Below are 16316 nucleotides of genomic sequence, written 5' to 3'. Positions count from 1 at the left end.
AATTGTGTAACCGGCCGGGCTGAGGGATCTTCCCTCGGCGCCTCCTTCGAGTACGGAGATGATCACGTATGAGAAGAAGGGTTGGGCGGCTTTCCGGTCGTGTTCGGACGGGATTGCCGGGTGTTTGGGGTGCGAGTGATAAATTCCGAGAAGGGTCCAGTTGTGGTCCAGTGCGTGTTGTTCCGCGGTCATGTAGTCGAGCGGGGATATTTCGAAGCGCTCTGGTCTTGTCTCCTGCTTTGGAGTTGTCGACAACGAGGATGTCGAGGATCAGGCGTGTGCCGTTCTGTCTCTTCCCGTCCGAACAGGAAGCCACAGCATTCGTCGGGGAAGGTGTTGAGTGCGTCTTCTACCAGTAGCTGTCTGACCCGGGAATCGATTATGATCATGATAGTATCTTTTTTATTATTTCACTGTATTTGTCTGCGTTGTCGGGAAGGACGGTTACGACGATGCCTTCTTCCAGTCTTTTAGCGACGCGTATGGCGCCGGCGAGGTTGGCGGCGGCGGAGGGACTTAGCAGTAGTCCTTCTTTTTCGCGGGCGTCTCTTATCGCTGGTATGCCTCTTCGGTGCTGACCTCTTCGTTGTCGTCCGCGATGGAAGGATCGTATATTTCCGGGACAACCGCCGTCTCCAGGTGTTTCCAGCCTTCCATTCCGTGGAGGGCGAAGTCGGGCTGCAGCGAGATGAGCCTGACCGAGGGTTTGAGTTCCCGCAGCCGCCGTCCGGTGCCGACAAAGGTGCCGGTGGTGCCGAGGCCGGCCACGAAGTGTGTGATTCCTGGCAGGTCCCCGATGATCTCGGGTGCTGTAGTATGGTAATGGGCTTTCCAGTTATTCTCGTTCTTGTACTGGTCGGCGTAGAAATATTTTTCGGGGTCTTCGTCTGCCAGTGCTCTTGCGACCTGTTGCGCGCCGTCGGTGCCTTCGTAGCGGGAGGTCAGCACGAGGTTGACGCCGAGGGATCTCGAGGATCTCCTTGCGTTCCCTGGAGGCGTTCTCTGGGAGGCAGAGTGTCACTGGGATGCGGAGGCGGGCAGCGATGTGTGCGTAGGCGATGCCCGTATTTCCGCTGGTGGCGTCCAGCAGTGTTCTGCCGCTGGTCAGCCTGCCCTGTTCGATGGCCCGGCGGATAATATTATATCCCGCCCTCGCTTTTACGCTGCCGGACAGCTGCATCCATTCCTTCTTGGCGTAGATCTGCACTTTGTCGTGCCGGAAAAGTCCGGTGACGTGGTGGAGAGGGGTATGGCCAATCTCTTCCCCGAGGGCCCTGACGGCCGAGAGGAGAGCGGGATCAGCGGGAGATATGGTCGTTGTTGACATATGAATTACTGTTTGCCTTTTTCCGGATTTGGTCCGATATAAATAAAAAAGCCCCACTGGTGGTGGAGCTTTTAACTATCGTTACAATAAGTTGGTTCAGCTTATAAGAGGTCATCCTCCACCGTAATAACCGTGGTTTGTTTACAACAACAACAACAGATAATATGACTAAACGCCGCGTTCATTGATGGATGATGAAACAAATGTAGGGGAAACTCCCGGTATTTCCTACCAAATAGGTAGGAATTTGATGGAACTGAAGGCCGCGATCGGATGGGTTTGGGGGTGGCGGGGCTGCGCGGATTTGGTAAAAAAGACTGAGTGTCAATGAAAAAAGGGGGCTGGCTGGTTGGGGGAATTAAAAGATAGTTAATACTTTTGGTGCGCTAAAACACATCAAAATATGGAGAATGCAGCAGTCAGCGGGAAAAAGCTAGCGGCCGGGAAGGCGATAGAATATATCAAAGACGGGATGACGGTTGGTCTGGGAACGGGTTCTACGGCGTACTGGGCGATCCAGGGGATCGGGGAGATGGTGAAGAAAGGGCTTTCGATACGGGCTATTGCAACTTCGGTTCAGTCGGAGAACCTGGCCCGGGAGCTGAACATTCCCATTGTGCCTTTTTCGGAGATCGACTACCTGGATGTGACGATCGACGGGGCGGATGAATGTGGATCAGCAGTTGAACCTGATCAAAGGAGGTGGTGGGGCGTTGCTGCGGGAGAAGATAGTGGCGGCTGCTACCAAATTTTATATCATCATTGTGGATGAGAGCAAGCTGGTCCGCCGAGCTGGGGGCGTTTCCGCTGCCCGTGGAGGTGACTCCGTTTGGCTGGGAACTGACCGGGCGCCGGTTACGGGAGCTGGGGTGCGAGCCCAGGATGCGGATGAAGGATGGAGTGCCGTTCCTGACTGATAACCAGCACTATATTCTTGATTGTTCGTTTGGGGCGATTGCCGACCCGGCGAAGCTGCACCGGCAGGTGAGCGATATCACGGGGGTGATGGAGGACGGATTCTTTATTGGTATGGCCGATATAGTTGTTTCAGGGACTCCGGGTGGGGGAGATCAGTGTGTTGACGAAGGGGTAGGGTGGACTATGGATTGGCGGGGCCGGGATGGTTGGTGTCCGGGTGGTTGAGGTGATGGGATGTGCTTTGTGGCCGGGGTGGTTGGAGGGAGTGGAGCTGGTCCGATGATTGCTCCCGTTAGAAAATGGATTCGATCACGCATATAGTATTGGGGGCTACGGTCGGGGAATTGGTGGCGGGCCGGAGGATGGGGAAGCGGGCCATGTTTTTGGGCGCTGTCGCCAATAGCCTGCCGGATATAGATGGTCTCGCTTCGATGTGGTTGCCCACGGCGAAGGATGATGTGGGCGCATCGGGGGATCACGCATTCTTTTTTATTCGTGCTGGTTGTGACGCCGCTGCTGGCGTGGCTGGCCCGGAGGTTATGGCCTCATATCGGGATCAGCCGGCGGGGGTGGATGTTCTTCTTTGGTCTTCAACTTTTCCTGCATATTTTTTGGATGCTTTCAACGCGTACGGTACGGGGTGGTTCGAGCCGTTCTCGCACTACCGGGTGTCCTGGAATGTGTTGTTCGTGGCGGACCCGCTGTATACGATCTGGCTGCTGGTGACTACGGTGGTGCTGGCGTTCTTTGCGAGGGATCGTGCCCGGAGGAAGCTGGGCGTTGGTGGGGCTGATCGGAAGCAGCTGTTATCTCTGTTGCTGTATCGTGAACAAGCTGTGTATAGACGGGATAGTGAAGAGCGATCTGCAGCAGCAGGGGGTGACTTATAGCCGATATTTCTCTACACCTACGCCATTGAACAGTCTATTGTGGTATGTAGTGGCGGCGGATAGCGGCGGTTTTCGTACCGGATACCGGTCGATATTTGATCACGGTCCTACGCATTTCCGATGGCAGCCCCGCAATGATTCCCTCTTGAGGCCGTTCCGCGGGCAGGAGGATGTGAAATATCTCTTACGGTTCAGTCAGGGGTATTATACGGTGGAGCACTGGGGGGATACGCTTGTTTTTAACGACCTGCGGTTTGGGGAGATACGGGGCTGGGCGGATCCGAAGGCGAGGTTTGTATTTCATTATTTTTGCAAGTGGCCGGGGAATAATGCGGTGGTGGTACAGCGTGGGAGGATGAGCGGGTGGAACGGGAGGACGGTGCGTGCTTTTTGGAGGAGGATTTGGGGGAATTGAGTGAGACGCCCTTTGGGGGAAGGGGAGACTGGGTGAGACCCTTTTGGAGGGAAGGGGAGATTGGGTGACTGGTTTGGGTGAGGAAGGCGTTTGGGTTTGGGAGTCAAAATGTGGTTGAGGGAATGGTTTGGGTTGGGTGAGGGAGGAAGGAATTGAGAGTTTAATCCCGGCCGGTCTCTTTTTCCTGTTTGAAATAAAAAGTGAAGAGAAAAAAGATCAGGCGGATGGATTCGTACGCGGCTCTTTGCCAGCAGCGCCGGAGAAAGCCGTGGTGTTGAAAATAGTTCTCTTCGACGATCTGGATACAGTTGTTTTTTATGATCTCTTCCAATTCATTTTCTACCCGGGCGGCGAAGGTTTCGTTGCGTACGTCCATATTGAGTTCGACGCTGGCGTAGGCGCTGATGCGATTGACGTTGTAGGAGCCATCGGTCATCCAGACCCCATCATAGGTGGCCAACTTGCCATGGAGGATGGTGTCCTGGTATTCGTAAATCTGGATTTTATTTTTGAAGAGCCAGCGGTACATGTACTGTTCGGCCAGCCGGGCGATCTGCACGTCGGATACGCCGCCGACGATGATCTTTATGGTCACTCCGCGTGCGGCGGCCTGCGCCATCTGTTTGCGGAGGATAGAGCCGGGAAGGAAGTAGCTGGAAAGGACGATGATGCGGGATTGGGCATGGCGGAACATTTCCACGTAGCTGCGCGAGATCTGGTTCTGTCCCTGTACCCAGTCGTTGCGGCGTACTCTGACCATGCATTCTGCCTCGGGGACGACGCCTTTTACCCATTCGTGGTCTTCTTTTTGTTGCTGCGTCTTTTTCCAGTAGGCCTTGGACCACATGTCCCGGCAGATGATGTGGAGTTTGAGGGCTGCCTGTCCTTCTACGAGCAGGGCGCGGTCGAGCCAGGCTTTCTTGCCGTCGATGTCGTTATAGCGGTTGCTGATATTGATGCCGCCGGCCATGCCTATTGCTGCGTCGATGACTATTACCTTGTGGTGCAAACGCCGGCCGAGGTAGAATTTCTTGCTTTTTAGGAGGGGCCAGAACCAGCGGAAGTGGATGCCTGCGGATTTCCACTGGTGGATGATGTGTTTGTCCAGGTGCTGGGAGGCGTAGCCGTCGAGGAGGATGAAGACCTCTACCTGGCGGGTTGCGGCGCGGATGAGGGCGTCGGCGATGGTGCGGCCGGTTTCGTCTCCGTCGAATATATATGTCTGTAGTGGATGGATGTTTTGGCGCTGTCGATGAGACTAACGAGGGTGGTGAAATAGTCTTTTCCTCCGTGGACGAGGCGCACCTTGTTGTGATGCGTATAGCCCGCCAGCAATTTTGGGGTTCGTCGTTTGCGCATAGGTAAAGATCGGAAAATTTACACGCCCGCCGGTGCGGGTCGAATAAAACCAATTAAGATAGGCTAAAATATATTTGCTACAATATTAATTAATTGTTAACTTAAGTAAGAGAATTGAAGAAGGTTCTGTCACCATCTTAAAACGATTGAGCATGAAAGCTTGCCTTATGTATTGCCTGTTGGCGGGGCTCCTATGGGCGCCCCGTTATACTACCGCACAAAACGAAATCAGCCCTGCTGGATATCGGTATAATGAGCTCCCCGGCGGAAGCTGGGGGGATATTTCCTGTAATGTTCCGTTGAATGAGATCAGTATTCATGCCTATCGTCATTTTCACCGGCTGTTTTCGTCGGGGGTTAGTAGTGAATATTGGTTCAAGTCGGCCGAGGGGTATCAGGTATCGTTCGTACAGGATGCTCTGCGGCATCAGGCGTATTTTGATATACGGGGCACGTATTTGTATTCCTTGAAATACTATGCGGGGACGAAGATGCCGAAGGTATCGGCTGATCTGGTGAAGAGGAAATATCCCGGGTATCGAGCTGGATGTGGTGACGGAGATCACGGACGGGGAGAAGGTTTTTTATCTGGTGAAGGTTGTCAGTGACGAGTCGGTGAAGACCTTGTCGGTGAGTGAAGGGAAGATAGATGTGCTGGAGGACCTGGTCAATGGGGGTTTGACGAAGAGGTGAGGGGAAAGAATAGCGGAGTCCTTTGAGTGGACTCCGCTGGGTTGTTGGTTTTCTACCGTCTCTCCAAATTATTTGATGGCTGACCGGGTGATCGCGAATGTTTGGTGGCTGGCAGCGTGATCGCGGAGATCATGGGGTGGCCGGCCGGTGAATTATTTTGATACTGTACGGCCTTTGAGGGTCCGTGATTTGTGTTCCCATTTTTCGGCTACTTTCTTGCGGATGACCAGGGTAGCAGAGGCCACGTCCTGGCAGGTGCCGCAGCGGGCGCGGAATTTATTGGAATCGTAGGTAACTGCGGCGGTACCATTCTTCCATTCGGTACCATATAACACATATTCATTAAATGTATAGCCGCTGCCGGGGCCAAAGGCGAGGTTATTATTTCCTTTTTCAAAGCTGATCAGGAGTTTGTCGCCGTCGGCGCCTTCGCAGATACCGGGGGTGAATGAGGGGACGATCACTTCGTTGATGTATTTACCGTTTTCCAGTCTTACAACGCCGGACGTAACGGCTATTTTTCTCGTCTCCGAGGTTACGGTTGAGGATCAATTTCTGGTCTACGTAGAACTGTACCTGTTTGAGGTCGATATTTTCCTTTTCCAGTTTCTGTTTGAGGTCACGGGTAAAGGGGACGAAGTTATTCCGGGACATTTTCGAGCTGCTACAACTCACAACAAAGAAGGATACGGATGCAAGAGTCAGGATCACGGTAAAGAGACGTCTCATAATTGTTGGTGTGTTTATGGGTGGTTTGACTTCGCTAAAACGGAATAGTTTTATGGGGCACGTGTTATAGAAATGTTAAAAGGGGAAGTTTTTGGGGGTGCCGGGGTGAGACTGGTGCAACATGGGTCCAATTGGAACGTCCTATTTTGGGAGATAATTGCTTATGCTAAAGAACTTTCTGAAAGTCGCCCTTCGCAATCTCTGGAAGCAGAAGGGGTATAGTTTCCTCAATATTTTCGGATTGGCCATGGGGATGGCCTGTAGCCTGCTGATTCTGCTGTGGATCAGGGATGAAAAAAGCGTAGACGGCGGCCACGCCAACGGGGATCGGATCTACCGGGTGTATGAGCGGCAGTATTATGACGGGAAGATCGAAGCGGGGTATTATACGCCCGGGGTGTTGCCGGATGAACTGAAAAGGGTGCTTCCGGAGGTGGAGATGGCTTCGGGATTTACGTGGAGGGACGAGGCCGCTTTCCAGGTAGGTGACAAGATCCTGAAGGAGTCGGGGAGCAGTGCCGGTGCCGACTATTTCCAGATGTTCAGCTATCCGCTGCTGGAAGGGAAGGCTGCTACGGCGTTGGACGGGCCACTGAGCATTGCCATTTCGCGTAAAATGGCGGTGCATTTCTTTGGCAGTCCGGCTGCGGCTATCGGGAAGGCGATCCGCTATGGGAACAGGAAAGATTTTAAGGTCATGGCTGTGTTCGAAGACCTTCCGGAGAACAGCTCGGACAAGTATGACTATCTGGTCAACTGGAGGGCGTTTCTGGATGACAATTCCTGGGCCAAGGACTGGGGCAATAATGGGCCCAGCACTTATATACTTCTGCGAAAGGATGCCAATCCTTCGCTGGTGGTTGGGAAGCTGACGCATTTTCTGGATAATTACAACAAGGAACAAAGCAAGAGTTTCAGGATACAGCTGGGGATGCAGCGTATGCCGGACGTCTATCTGCATTCGACTTTCAAGAATGGTGTCATCGTGGGCGGCCGGATAGAGTATGTGCGGCTGTTCAGCGTGGTAGCCATTTTTATCCTACTGATCGCGTGTATCAATTTCATGAACCTGACGACGGCCCGGTCGGTGAAGCGGGCGAAGGAGATCGGTATCCGCAAAGTGGTGGGGGCGGTCCGTCCGGCGCTGATCCGGCAGTTCATCGGGGAGGCTATGTTGCTATCTCTGTTCTCCGTGGTGCTGGCGCTGGGGATTGTGCTGCTGGCACTACCCGCTTTTAATCAAATGACGGGGAAGGAAATCTCTTTTCCCTGGACGGCGTCTTCTTTCTGGCTGAGCCTGCTGGGGCTGACGGTTGTTACGGGAGTGGTCTCGGGCAGCTATCCGGCCCTGTTCCTTTCCTCATTCCAGCCGATAAGGATATTGAAGGGGACCATGAAATTCAGTGCGGGTGCGGCCTGGTTCAGGAAGGGGCTGGTCGTATTCCAGTTCGTCCTGTCGATCGTCCTGATCGTAGGGACTATCGTTGTCTCGGGGCAGGTGAGTTATGTGCAGTCCATCAATCTGGGATATGACCGGGACAATCTGGTATCGATACCGCTGGAAGGGGATCTTACGGGAAAGTATAAGATCTTTAAAGAGAAGGCGCTTCGTATACCAGGCGTAGGAGATATATCGCGGATCAGCCAGATGCCTACCAATATCGAGAATGGTACCGGTGGTGTTGACTGGGATGGCAAGGATCCGAACAATATGATCATGTTTACGAATGCTTCGGCGGGGTATGATCTGGCCAAAACAATGAGTCTGAAGATGGCTGTGGGAAGAGAGTTCTCTCCGGATTTTCCTACGGATTCCGCGGGTTATCTGCTCAACGAAGAGGCGATGAGGAGGATGGGTTTCACTGCGAAGGATGTGGTCGGCAGGCGGCTAACGCAGCGGCAGAAGAAAGGGAAAATTGTGGGCGTCATCAAAGATTTCCATTTCAATTCGCTGCATGAACCGATAAGACCGCTGGTTGTTCGTTTTGGCGAGCAGGAGACGTATGGGACGGCGCTGGTCAGGGTAAGGGCGGGGCAGTCGCGGCAGGTACTGGCGGCGCTGGAGGCGGTTTGTCATGAGTTGAATCCGCGATTCCCTTTCAGCAGCCGGTGGGTCGACGACGAGTACCGCGATCTGTATAAGAGCGAGGCGACGGTGCATCGGCTCTCCAACTGTTTTGCAGCGCTGGCCATCTTTATCTCGTGTCTGGGGCTGCTGGGGCTGGCGATGTTTACGGCCGAGCAGCGGACAAAGGAGTTTGGCATCCGGAAGGTGCTGGGGGCGAAGGTGGGGACGTTGTTCGGGTTGCTATCGAAGGATTTTTGCAGTTGGTGCTGGTGGCGTTCCTGCTGGCGACGCCGATTGCGTGGTGGGCGATGCATGCCTGGCTACAGGATTTTGCCTATCATATACAGTTGGAGTGGTGGGTGTTTTTGCTGGCGGGTGTGCTGGCGTTGCTAATCGCGCTGGTGACGGTGAGTTACCAGGCGGTGAAGGTGGCGTTGGCTAATCCGGTGAGGAGTTTGAGGACGGAGTAGGGGGAGTAGATCGGGACCAGGTCATGACGGCTCTGATCTCGCCGAAGGAGTAGCCATCGCCGAGTCGGCTTTTGATGGGGCCGGGGGCTGAGCCGCCGACCGAACGGATGGCAGTGAGGATAGTCTGGATCTTGTCTTCAGGAACCAGTTGTTTCACGTCAATCTCACCTGTAGGAATAAACGAAGCCAGGTGCCCTTCGATGGTGCCGGTGCTGAGGCCGCGCTGAGTGGCTATGTCGGATATAGAGACCCCTTCCCTGTACAGGCGGAGGCTGGTCCGTTGGGTATCACCTTTCTGGGGTTTGCCGGGAGGCTGCGAGTCTGTCTCTTCCATTTTTTCCTGCTTGCTTAGCCGCTCTTCCTGAATGGTCGATAAAAGCCGTGTCGCGTCTACTCCTTTTTGGAGGCCGGTGACGATCTTCAGTGCGTCGTCGACCTGTTGCTGTTTTCGGCTGCAGACGAGTTGCAGGGTCTTGAGCTCCTGCAGGTATTTCTTCGCTTTTTGCTGGCGCGTATATCGGCGATGTGCTCCTGGAGCGGGTCGAGTATCTGGCTGCGGAGCTCGCGGGAAAAATAGTCTACGGCTGCCGTCGTGCGCTGGAGCAGTTGCTGATAGCCGTCTGCTTCTGCCGCCGGCAGGAGTGTTTCCAGCTGGAGGGAGAATTTTTTGGCGATCTCCTGCTGGGCAAGAGAGCTGTCGATCCATTTTTTGCTGAGCTGTACCGCGGTCGATTTGCCGGGTATCTGCCGGTGGGCGTGGCCGGCGTGGTGGTCCTGCAGTTGGGTGACGAAGCGGGACCAGTGGAATGTTTTGAGAAGGGTATCGGTGATGAAGGAGAGTTGTTCGTTGCCCAGTTCCTGTTCGGCTGCCCCTTCCGGCATTTGTTCCTCTGTATAAATGACGACTCTTGGGTCTGTGCTGATGGAGCCGGGGCGTATGCGCGACCGAAGGACGAGGCCGCGCAGGGAAGTGAGGCGGCTGAGGGCAACGTATACCTGTCCGGGGGCGAAGGATGCGCCTGCGTCGATGACGGCTTTCTGGAATGTCAGCCCCTGGCTTTTGTGGATGGTAATGGCCCACGCGAGCCGGATGGGGTATTGGCGGAATGTGCCCAGCTCTTCTTCTTCCACCTTGTCCAGGTCGTTGTTGTACTGATAACGGATATTCCTCCAGGTTTCTTTTTCGAGTACAAGCTCGTCCGGTTCATCCGGAAATTCAAGGATGAGTTTGTCGTCCTTTATCTTTTTGACGATGGCGATCTTTCCGTTGTAGTAGCGTCTCGTCTCACCCTTATCATTCTTTATCAGCATGACCTGGGCGCCTTCTTTCAGGGTCAGGGTTCTTTCCGCCGGAAAGGATTTGTCGCTGAACTCGCCGGTAATGCTGGCTTCGAATGCGCGTGAGTGGCCGGGGAGTTTGGCCAGTTCTTCCCGGTTGATGGCGTCGGCATTGGCGTTGTGGGAGGTAAGGGTTATATAATTGTCATAGCTGGGAGGGATGAATTCCGGCTGGTAGAAGTCGTGGAGTCTTTCCATGTCTTCGGGTTGCAGACGGTTGTTGCGGATGTTGTTGAGAATGCCGATGAACTCGGTCTCGTTCTGCCGGTAGATCCTTGTGAGCTCGAGGTATACGGGTGGCGCCTGTCTGATGACTTTCGAGTCGAAGAAGAAGGACTGGTATAGTGGTGTTGCAGGAGCTGCCATTCTTCTTTTGGTACGACGGGCGGCAATTGAAAGAGGTCGCCGATGAAGAGCACCTGCAGGCCGCCGAATGGCTGGTCGGGCTGTTGCCGAAAATGGCGGAGGATGGTGTCCACGGCGTCGAGCGTGTCGGCCCGGACCATGCTTATCTCGTCGATGATGAGGAGCTCGAGCTCCTGCAGGAGCTGGCGTCTGTTGGCATTGAACCGGATGTTCCGGAAGAGTGTATTGGGGTCGGAGTATCCCGGCGTTTCTGGATTCCAGCCGTATTGGGGTGTTGGGATGAAGGGGCCGAAGGGCAGTTGGAAGAAGGAGTGCATGGTCGTTCCGCCGGCGTTGATGGCGGCTACTCCTGTGGGTGCGACGACGGCCATTTTCTTAAAACTGGTGTCGCGGATATATTTCAGGAAGGTCGTCTTTCCGGTGCCGGCGCGGCCTGTCAAAAATACGTGCCTGGCGGTCTGGTTGACGAAGCGGGCCGCGAGTTCGAATACGGGATTATGTGGATCGGTAGTCATGGGGACCTGCAATTTAATTCATGGGGACCTGATTTTAGGAACAAAATATGCGGGTGAGAAGAGAGAGCGGGATGGGGGAGCCGGCGCGTTGAAAGAAAAGGATCGGGGGAGGCGGGATAGTTGGGTTATTGGGGGTAAATTCGTGGTAATCTTAAATTAAAAATAATGGAATACAGGACCTTAGGCGCGTCGGGCTTGAAAGTGCCCGTATTGAGTTTTGGCACGGCCACTTTTGGTGGCGGAAATGCCTTTTTTAAAGCTTGGGGTAATACGGATGTGGAAGAGGCGAAGCAGATGGTCGGGCTTTGTATGGACGCCGGTGTCAACCTGTTCGATACGGCCAATGTGTATTCGCTGGGCAGGTCGGAGGAGATATTGGGGGAAGCGCTCAAAGGATTGCGTAACAGGGCACTTATTTCGACCAAGGCGACGTTTCCTATGAGTGACCGGGTGAATGACTACAGCAGTTCGCGGTACCACCTGATCAGGGCCTGTGAGGACAGCCTCGAGCGGTTGCAGACGGACTATATCGATATTTATCATATGCATGGTTTTGATGGGGTGACGCCGGTGGAAGAGACGCTTCGTGCGCTGGATGACCTGGTCAGGAGCGGCAAGGTGCGGTATATCGCGTGTTCGAATTTTTCGGGCTGGCATCTGATGAAGTCGCTGACGGTCAGCGAGCGGTATGGTTGGGCGAGGTATATCGGACATCAGGCCTACTATTCCCTGCTTACGCGGGAGTTCGAGTGGGAGCTGATGCCGTTGGGCATCGACCAGCGGGTAGGGACCATCGTGTGGAGTCCACTGGCCATGGGGCGGCTGAGCGGCAAGTTCAGGCGCAGTAACCCCAGGCCCGCGGAATCGCGTCTCAGCCGAGGGCGGGTCGCATGGACCGGTGGTGCCCGATGAGTTAATATTCAGAGTGGTGGATGAGCTGGATGTCATTGCAAAGGAAACCGGCAAGACGGTAGCGCAGGTTGCGCTGAACTGGTTGTTGCAGCGGCCGACTGTCGTCAATCTGGTCATCGGGGCAAGAAATGAGACGCAGCGGAAGGAAAATTTTGGGGCTGCGGACTGGAAGCTGACTACGGATCAGGTCAGGCGGCTGGATGAGGTGAGTGCGGTGGAGCCGGTCTATCCATACTGGCATCAGCGACAGAATACGGCGTTGTTGCCGTTACCGGAATTTTATTAAGAGACTATCATGAAATCGTAGAATAATAAAGGCCCCGTTCGGGGCCTTTTGTTTTTGGGTGGTAGTTAGTCAAGTCCGCCTTTACGGATGGATTTTGTTTGTTCGGGCCATTTGGTGGACTCGCCTGTCCTGAGATTGACGGGCAGCACGCTTTTTCCCGGGAAGAGGTTGCGGGGTCTTCGCTGGCCATGTATGCAAGTGTGGCGACGAGGATCGCGTTGTTGCGGAGGTCGTCGAATACTATCTTGTCATAGGTATCCCGGTTGGTGTGCCAGGTGTAGGTTCCGTAGGACCAGTTGAGAGAGCTGAGGGAAAAAGCGGGCGCGCCGACGGCTATGAAAGATGCAAAGTCGGAGCCGCCGCCGCCTGGTGTACCGGGGAAATGGGTTTGTATCGAATCGCGGATATTGGAGGGGACTTTCGCGAGCCAGCGGCCGAGGTAGTCATAGGAATTGAGAAATCCCTGGCCTGAAAGGTTGACCACGCGGCCGGTGCCGTTGTCCTGATTGAATACGGCCTGGACCTTGCTGACTATTTCGGGGTGGTCCTCAACAAATGCGCGTGAGCCGTTGAGTCCTTCTTCTTCGCTGCCCCAGTGTCCCACGAGTATGGTGCGTTTTGGGTGGGGATATACGAGATGAAGGATGCGCATGGCCTCCATCATCGTGAGTGTGCCTGTGCCGTTGTCGGTGGCTCCGGTGCCGCCGTCCCAGGAATCGAAGTGGGCGGAAAGGATGACGTATTCGTCGGGTTTTTCGCTGCCTTTTATTTCTGCTATCGTATTAAATGTGGGTACGACGCCTCTTTCCTTTGATTCGGTGTGTACACTGATCTTCGGTTTGTCTCCCGACTCGGTCAGCCGGTAGAGGAGTCCGTAGTCTTCGAGGGCGATGTCGATGGTTGGTATCTTCTTTGTGTATGCGCCGAATATTTTGTCCACACCGAAGCCGGCCGACCAGTTGGAGCCTACGACTCCTGCGGCGCCGGCTTTTTCGAGCGCGACGGGCAGGGTTTTATTTGTATAGCCCGTCTTTTTGATACGGTTGGTCCAGGCCTCCTGTTGTGCTGTGCGGTCTTTTTTCATTTTCTCAAAGGACGCGGGGGTGGCGAATTCCTGCCAGTTGTAGTCGGGGCGGCCGGTGGGCTGGAGCATGGAGACCATGACGAATTTGCCTTTCACCGCGGGCAGCCATTTCTGAAAGGCGAGGGAATCTTCGAGGTCGGGCAGGATCACGAGCTCTGCTGTGACTGTCTTGTCGCCCATGCCGGGGCTCCAGGCCAGTTGTGTGCTTTCCAGTGATTTTGTTCTCGGGTAGACCATATCGATATGCGAGATACCTCTTTCCCAGCCGCGCCACTGGCCCCATTGTTCGTTGCGGGCGGTGATGCCCCAGCCGGTATATTTGGCTACGGCCCATTCGTTTGCTTTTTCCATTTGAGGGGTACCGACGAGGCGGGGGCCGATGCCGTCGAAGAGTTCGTGTGCCAGCTGTTGCAGCTGGGAGTGGTCTGTTTCTTCTTTGACGATATTGTCGATGGTTGCGTCTTTGAGCGATGCGGGTGTCTCCGTGCCTGCAGCCGCGCGGTGCTCTGTCGCCCCGGCCCTGGCTGTGGAGTTGGGATATTGGAAGGAGAAGGATCAGGATGGCGGTTCGGCAGATGGGAACCAGATGGTTAGTTTTTGTTGCATGTCGGAATTTTTGGAGTAAATAAAATTATTCTTTTTGTCCGGTTTTTGGGTGGGCGTTCGTCATAAACTGGGCGTAGTCCAGTTTGTACACGCAGTGTACAGTAATTTGTTCAGTTTAAAATGAGAAGCGATGAAAGATTTTATGTTTTTATTCAGGGGCGGTCTGGATGTGACGAGGGCGAGTGCGGAGGAATTAGAGCGGGCGATGCAGAAGTGGAGGGTTTGGACTGAGGGAGTTGGCGCGTGAGGGGAGGTATGTGACGGGACAGCGGCTGACGAGGAGCGGGTCGGTACTCACCGGGAAAAAGAAGGAATTGACCGACGGGCCTTTTACGGAGGGTAAGGAGGTCGTGGGAGGGTTTGTCGTGATCAAGGCGGCCGATCTGGGGGATGCGATCGAGTCGGCGAGGGGGTGTCCGATATTTGACTATGATGGGTCGGCGGAAGTGAGAGAGATTGTTGCCGGGTAGGGACGGGATGGAAGCGGGGGAAGAAGAATTGGGGTCCTGGGTAAGGGATAAGAGCGGGTGGGACGTATATTTGTTTGCTAAATCGATTGAATATGAAAAGATCCTGCCTGTTCTTTTTTTTGTTGATGGGTTTTGTTGGTTTGAGGTCGGAGGTGCGGCTACCGGCTGTGCTTTCCAGTAATATGGTATTGCAGCAACGGACGAATGTGAAGTTTTGGGGTTGGTCGGAGCCGAGGGAGCGGATATATGTTACTACTCTCCTGGGATCACCGGACGGATTCGGTGAGGGGTAGCCGGGATGGTAGCGTGGGAGTTGTTATTGCCGACGCCTGCGGCAGGGGGACCTTACACCATCGAGATAAGGGGGAGCAACAGGATCTTGCTGGAGAATGTGCTTATTGGAGAGGTCTGGGTTTGTTCGGGGCAGTCGAATATGGAGATGTGTGAGACCTGGGGTTTGCCGGATGTGAAAGAGGAGCTTTCTGTTTGTGCCAATCCGAATATACGGTTCTTCCAGCTGCCGAAGGCAACGTCGGCCTATCCGCAGGAGGACTGCAGTGCGAGGTGGGCTCCCTGTGATTCCGGTACACTGCGGCGTTTTAGCGCCGTCGGCTATTTTTTTGGCAAGCGGCTGAACAAGGAATTGAATGTTCCGATAGGGTTGGTGGAAGCGGCGTGGGGCGGGACGCCTGCTGAAGTATGGACACCTGCCGAGCTTGTGACGAGGGACTCGGTTCTTAGGAATGCTGCCGGAAAACAAAAGCCGAGCGACGGCTGGCCGTTCACGCCGGGTTATTGTTACAATGCCATGATAGCGCCGCTGACGTCGCTGGCGGCCGAGGGGGTTATCTGGTATCAGGGGAGAGCAATACGGTGTCACCGTGGAGTTACAGTCAGTTGTTCACTACAATGATCGCTTCGTGGAGGAAGGCCTGGGCCAGGCCTCTGTCGTTCTATTATGTGCAGATAGCGCCATTTACCTATGAGGTAAAAGATCAGGGGAGTCTGTTGCGGGAGCAGCAGGCGAAGAGCCAGCAGATGGAGAATACGGGTATGGTGGTGGTCAGCGATATTACGGGTGATACGGCAGATATTCATCCCAGGGACAAACACGATGTGGGGTGGCGGTTGGCGGAGCTGGGCTTTGGCGGATACATATCACCGGCAAAATATAGTGTATAAAAACCCCGCTTATCAGGGAATGCAGGTGCAGGGGGATAGGGTCGAGATAACGATCGGCGAGACGGGGGGCGGACTGGTCGTAAAGGGGCCGGAGGTAAAGGAGGTGTTAATTGCGGGAGAGGACAGGGTGTTTTATCCGGCTCGCGTGAAGATAAAGGAAAGCAGGATCGTAGTATCCTCGAAGGAAGTGAAGAAGCCGGTGGCGGTGCGGTATCAGTACAGTAATTCCGGAGTGGGGAATTTGTTTGGCAAGAGTGGGTTGCCGGTGGCGCCGTTTCGTACGGATGGATGGGAGGTGCCATTGTGAGCGGGGGGTGAGGAAAGGGATGTTTGGAGCTGGGTTTTCAGGAAAGGAAGGTTAGGGGCTGGGTTTGGTGGCGATGGTTATTGCTGCCGAGGAATGGTCGATGGCGAGGGGGACGGCTTCGAGGCCAGGGACGAAGTTAAAGATACGGCCGCCTGTGGTGGGTAGTGAGTGGATGGGTTGGTTTGCGATGACAGTGACTGATGCCGCAGCTTTTTGGAGAAGGATGGAGTTGTTATTTGTTGTTAGTGTTTCGCCTGTGGGTGAGATGAGAGGGAGGACGATACGGACGCCGGGTATGGCGGCGGGAGTGTTGGCTGTGCCGGTGGTGCAGTTGAAAGACAGGTGAATTTCTTCGGGACTGAATATATAGTTCGTCCGGCA

At 54.5% G+C, this 16316-nt stretch carries 23 protein-coding genes and 1 pseudogene; 14 read left to right on the top strand and 10 right to left on the bottom strand.

Annotation, left to right across the window (positions count from 1 at the left end):
- Positions 1–105: 105 nt before the first annotated feature.
- From ACQ86N_RS36375 to ACQ86N_RS36360, 4 genes and pseudogenes are all read right to left on the bottom strand, one after another.
- Positions 106–192, bottom strand: a pseudogene (locus tag ACQ86N_RS36375) (Mov34/MPN/PAD-1 family protein); the annotation flags it as partial.
- The gene (locus ACQ86N_RS36370; RefSeq protein ID WP_431211321.1) at positions 189–389 is read right to left on the bottom strand and encodes a Mov34/MPN/PAD-1 family protein; all 201 of its coding nucleotides are present in this window, start codon (positions 387–389) and stop codon (positions 189–191) included. The gene ACQ86N_RS36370 and the pseudogene ACQ86N_RS36375, both read right to left, overlap by 4 nt.
- A 160-nt stretch (positions 390–549) precedes the next feature.
- The gene (locus ACQ86N_RS36365; protein WP_431211320.1) at positions 550–948 is read right to left on the bottom strand and encodes a pyridoxal-phosphate dependent enzyme; all 399 of its coding nucleotides are present in this window, start codon (positions 946–948) and stop codon (positions 550–552) included.
- Entirely contained in the window at positions 836–1327 is a 492-nt protein-coding gene (locus tag ACQ86N_RS36360; protein WP_431211319.1) for a pyridoxal-phosphate dependent enzyme, read from the bottom strand. Before ACQ86N_RS36360 ends, ACQ86N_RS36365 begins: the two co-directional genes overlap by 113 nt.
- Before the next feature lie 403 nt (positions 1328–1730).
- On the opposite strand from ACQ86N_RS36360, the gene ACQ86N_RS36355 reads away from it, so the two are divergent.
- The 5 genes from ACQ86N_RS36355 to ACQ86N_RS36335 all read left to right on the top strand — a co-directional run bounded on the left by ACQ86N_RS36355 (position 1731) and on the right by ACQ86N_RS36335 (position 3550).
- Positions 1731–2099 (top strand): ribose-5-phosphate isomerase A, encoded by a 369-nt coding sequence (locus tag ACQ86N_RS36355; RefSeq protein WP_431211318.1) that lies wholly within the window; start codon positions 1731–1733, stop codon positions 2097–2099.
- Entirely contained in the window at positions 1993–2244 is a 252-nt protein-coding gene (locus tag ACQ86N_RS36350) for a ribose-5-phosphate isomerase A (RefSeq protein WP_431211317.1), read from the top strand. Before ACQ86N_RS36355 ends, ACQ86N_RS36350 begins: the two co-directional genes overlap by 107 nt.
- On the top strand, positions 2141–2470 hold the full coding sequence (locus ACQ86N_RS36345; RefSeq protein WP_431211316.1) for a ribose-5-phosphate isomerase A: 330 nt from the start codon (positions 2141–2143) through the stop codon (positions 2468–2470). The genes ACQ86N_RS36350 and ACQ86N_RS36345 overlap by 104 nt, the downstream gene beginning before the upstream one ends.
- Before the next feature lie 74 nt (positions 2471–2544).
- Positions 2545–3135: a metal-dependent hydrolase gene (locus tag ACQ86N_RS36340; RefSeq protein WP_431211315.1), complete on the top strand. Its 591-nt coding sequence runs from the start codon at positions 2545–2547 to the stop codon at positions 3133–3135.
- Positions 3098–3550, top strand: a complete 453-nt coding sequence (locus ACQ86N_RS36335) for a hypothetical protein (protein ID WP_431211314.1) — start codon at positions 3098–3100, stop codon at positions 3548–3550. The genes ACQ86N_RS36340 and ACQ86N_RS36335 overlap by 38 nt, the downstream gene beginning before the upstream one ends.
- Before the next feature lie 160 nt (positions 3551–3710).
- Here the strand turns inward: ACQ86N_RS36335 and ACQ86N_RS36330 are convergent, their stop codons facing one another.
- Positions 3711–4721: a phospholipase D-like domain-containing protein gene (locus ACQ86N_RS36330; protein ID WP_431217730.1), complete on the bottom strand. Its 1011-nt coding sequence runs from the start codon at positions 4719–4721 to the stop codon at positions 3711–3713.
- A 340-nt stretch (positions 4722–5061) separates the two neighbouring features.
- Between ACQ86N_RS36330 and ACQ86N_RS36325 the strand changes: the two genes are divergently transcribed.
- The gene (locus tag ACQ86N_RS36325; RefSeq protein ID WP_431211313.1) at positions 5062–5517 is read left to right on the top strand and encodes a hypothetical protein; all 456 of its coding nucleotides are present in this window, start codon (positions 5062–5064) and stop codon (positions 5515–5517) included.
- A 237-nt stretch (positions 5518–5754) separates the two neighbouring features.
- On the opposite strand, the gene ACQ86N_RS36320 is transcribed toward ACQ86N_RS36325, so the two are convergent.
- Together ACQ86N_RS36320 and ACQ86N_RS36315 are read right to left on the bottom strand one after the other, a co-directional pair.
- A complete protein-coding gene (locus ACQ86N_RS36320; protein WP_431211312.1) occupies positions 5755–6066 on the bottom strand; it encodes a hypothetical protein in 312 nt (103 codons plus the stop codon).
- A 13-nt stretch (positions 6067–6079) separates the two neighbouring features.
- Positions 6080–6331, bottom strand: a complete 252-nt coding sequence (locus ACQ86N_RS36315) for a hypothetical protein (RefSeq protein WP_431211311.1) — start codon at positions 6329–6331, stop codon at positions 6080–6082.
- Between the two features lie 163 nt (positions 6332–6494).
- Here ACQ86N_RS36315 and ACQ86N_RS36310 point away from each other — a divergent pair, with 163 nt between their 5' ends.
- Complete coding sequence (locus ACQ86N_RS36310) at positions 6495–8792, top strand: ABC transporter permease (protein WP_431211310.1); 2298 nt, start codon at positions 6495–6497, stop codon at positions 8790–8792.
- 45 nt (positions 8793–8837) lie between these two features.
- Here ACQ86N_RS36310 and ACQ86N_RS36305 read toward each other — a convergent pair whose 3' ends face one another.
- Both ACQ86N_RS36305 and ACQ86N_RS36300 read right to left on the bottom strand, forming a co-directional pair.
- Positions 8838–9203: a helix-turn-helix domain-containing protein gene (locus tag ACQ86N_RS36305; RefSeq protein WP_431211309.1), complete on the bottom strand. Its 366-nt coding sequence runs from the start codon at positions 9201–9203 to the stop codon at positions 8838–8840.
- Between the two features lie 1138 nt (positions 9204–10341).
- On the bottom strand, positions 10342–11088 hold the full coding sequence (locus ACQ86N_RS36300) for an AAA family ATPase (RefSeq protein ID WP_431211308.1): 747 nt from the start codon (positions 11086–11088) through the stop codon (positions 10342–10344).
- 165 nt (positions 11089–11253) lie between these two features.
- Here ACQ86N_RS36300 and ACQ86N_RS36295 point away from each other — a divergent pair, with 165 nt between their 5' ends.
- Together ACQ86N_RS36295 and ACQ86N_RS36290 are read left to right on the top strand one after the other, a co-directional pair.
- Positions 11254–12000 (top strand): aldo/keto reductase, encoded by a 747-nt coding sequence (locus ACQ86N_RS36295; protein WP_431211307.1) that lies wholly within the window; start codon positions 11254–11256, stop codon positions 11998–12000.
- Between the two features lie 16 nt (positions 12001–12016).
- Positions 12017–12286, top strand: coding sequence for an aldo/keto reductase (locus tag ACQ86N_RS36290; RefSeq protein ID WP_431211306.1), 270 nt, complete (start codon positions 12017–12019; stop codon positions 12284–12286).
- Between the two features lie 7 nt (positions 12287–12293).
- On the opposite strand, the gene ACQ86N_RS36285 is transcribed toward ACQ86N_RS36290, so the two are convergent.
- Positions 12294–13721, bottom strand: a complete 1428-nt coding sequence (locus ACQ86N_RS36285) for a M20/M25/M40 family metallo-hydrolase (protein ID WP_431211305.1) — start codon at positions 13719–13721, stop codon at positions 12294–12296.
- 491 nt (positions 13722–14212) lie between these two features.
- Between ACQ86N_RS36285 and ACQ86N_RS36280 the strand changes: the two genes are divergently transcribed.
- The 5 genes from ACQ86N_RS36280 (at position 14213) to ACQ86N_RS36260 (ending at position 16281) form a co-directional block, all read left to right on the top strand.
- The gene (locus ACQ86N_RS36280; RefSeq protein WP_431211304.1) at positions 14213–14446 is read left to right on the top strand and encodes a YciI family protein; all 234 of its coding nucleotides are present in this window, start codon (positions 14213–14215) and stop codon (positions 14444–14446) included.
- A gap of 298 nt (positions 14447–14744) precedes the next feature.
- The gene (locus tag ACQ86N_RS36275; protein ID WP_431211303.1) at positions 14745–15359 is read left to right on the top strand and encodes a sialate O-acetylesterase; all 615 of its coding nucleotides are present in this window, start codon (positions 14745–14747) and stop codon (positions 15357–15359) included.
- Positions 15344–15628, top strand: a complete 285-nt coding sequence (locus ACQ86N_RS36270) for a hypothetical protein (protein ID WP_431211302.1) — start codon at positions 15344–15346, stop codon at positions 15626–15628. The genes ACQ86N_RS36275 and ACQ86N_RS36270 overlap by 16 nt, the downstream gene beginning before the upstream one ends.
- Positions 15621–15935: a hypothetical protein gene (locus ACQ86N_RS36265; protein ID WP_431211301.1), complete on the top strand. Its 315-nt coding sequence runs from the start codon at positions 15621–15623 to the stop codon at positions 15933–15935. The genes ACQ86N_RS36270 and ACQ86N_RS36265 overlap by 8 nt, the downstream gene beginning before the upstream one ends.
- Positions 15936–16008: 73 nt before the next feature.
- The gene (locus ACQ86N_RS36260) at positions 16009–16281 is read left to right on the top strand and encodes a hypothetical protein (RefSeq protein ID WP_431211300.1); all 273 of its coding nucleotides are present in this window, start codon (positions 16009–16011) and stop codon (positions 16279–16281) included.
- The last annotated feature ends 35 nt before the right edge of the window (positions 16282–16316 follow it).

Source organism: Puia sp. P3 (genome assembly GCF_050632245.1).
Taxonomy (GTDB): domain Bacteria; phylum Bacteroidota; class Bacteroidia; order Chitinophagales; family Chitinophagaceae; genus Puia.
The sequence above is the reverse complement of the archived record's forward strand: the minus strand, read 5'-3'. Positions and strand labels throughout refer to the sequence as shown.

Excerpts from the sequence above, each read along its gene's own strand:
- ACQ86N_RS36295 (WP_431211307.1), top strand. The coding sequence starts at position 11,254 with ATGGAATACAGGACCTTAGGCGCGTCGGGCTTGAAAGTGCCCGTATTG.
- ACQ86N_RS36310 (WP_431211310.1), top strand. The coding sequence starts at position 6,495 with ATGCTAAAGAACTTTCTGAAAGTCGCCCTTCGCAATCTCTGGAAGCAG.
- ACQ86N_RS36260 (WP_431211300.1), top strand. The coding sequence starts at position 16,009 with ATGGTTATTGCTGCCGAGGAATGGTCGATGGCGAGGGGGACGGCTTCG.
- ACQ86N_RS36275 (WP_431211303.1), top strand. The coding sequence starts at position 14,745 with ATGGTAGCGTGGGAGTTGTTATTGCCGACGCCTGCGGCAGGGGGACCT.
- ACQ86N_RS36370 (WP_431211321.1), bottom strand. The coding sequence starts at position 389 with ATGATCATAATCGATTCCCGGGTCAGACAGCTACTGGTAGAAGACGCA.
- ACQ86N_RS36350 (WP_431211317.1), top strand. The coding sequence starts at position 1,993 with ATGAATGTGGATCAGCAGTTGAACCTGATCAAAGGAGGTGGTGGGGCG.
- ACQ86N_RS36305 (WP_431211309.1), bottom strand. The coding sequence starts at position 9,203 with ATGGAAGAGACAGACTCGCAGCCTCCCGGCAAACCCCAGAAAGGTGAT.
- ACQ86N_RS36315 (WP_431211311.1), bottom strand. The coding sequence starts at position 6,331 with ATGAGACGTCTCTTTACCGTGATCCTGACTCTTGCATCCGTATCCTTC.
- ACQ86N_RS36340 (WP_431211315.1), top strand. The coding sequence starts at position 2,545 with ATGGATTCGATCACGCATATAGTATTGGGGGCTACGGTCGGGGAATTG.
- ACQ86N_RS36300 (WP_431211308.1), bottom strand. The coding sequence starts at position 11,088 with ATGACTACCGATCCACATAATCCCGTATTCGAACTCGCGGCCCGCTTC.
- ACQ86N_RS36360 (WP_431211319.1), bottom strand. The coding sequence starts at position 1,327 with ATGTCAACAACGACCATATCTCCCGCTGATCCCGCTCTCCTCTCGGCC.
- ACQ86N_RS36325 (WP_431211313.1), top strand. The coding sequence starts at position 5,062 with ATGAAAGCTTGCCTTATGTATTGCCTGTTGGCGGGGCTCCTATGGGCG.
- ACQ86N_RS36355 (WP_431211318.1), top strand. The coding sequence starts at position 1,731 with ATGGAGAATGCAGCAGTCAGCGGGAAAAAGCTAGCGGCCGGGAAGGCG.
- ACQ86N_RS36285 (WP_431211305.1), bottom strand. The coding sequence starts at position 13,721 with ATGGAAAAAGCAAACGAATGGGCCGTAGCCAAATATACCGGCTGGGGC.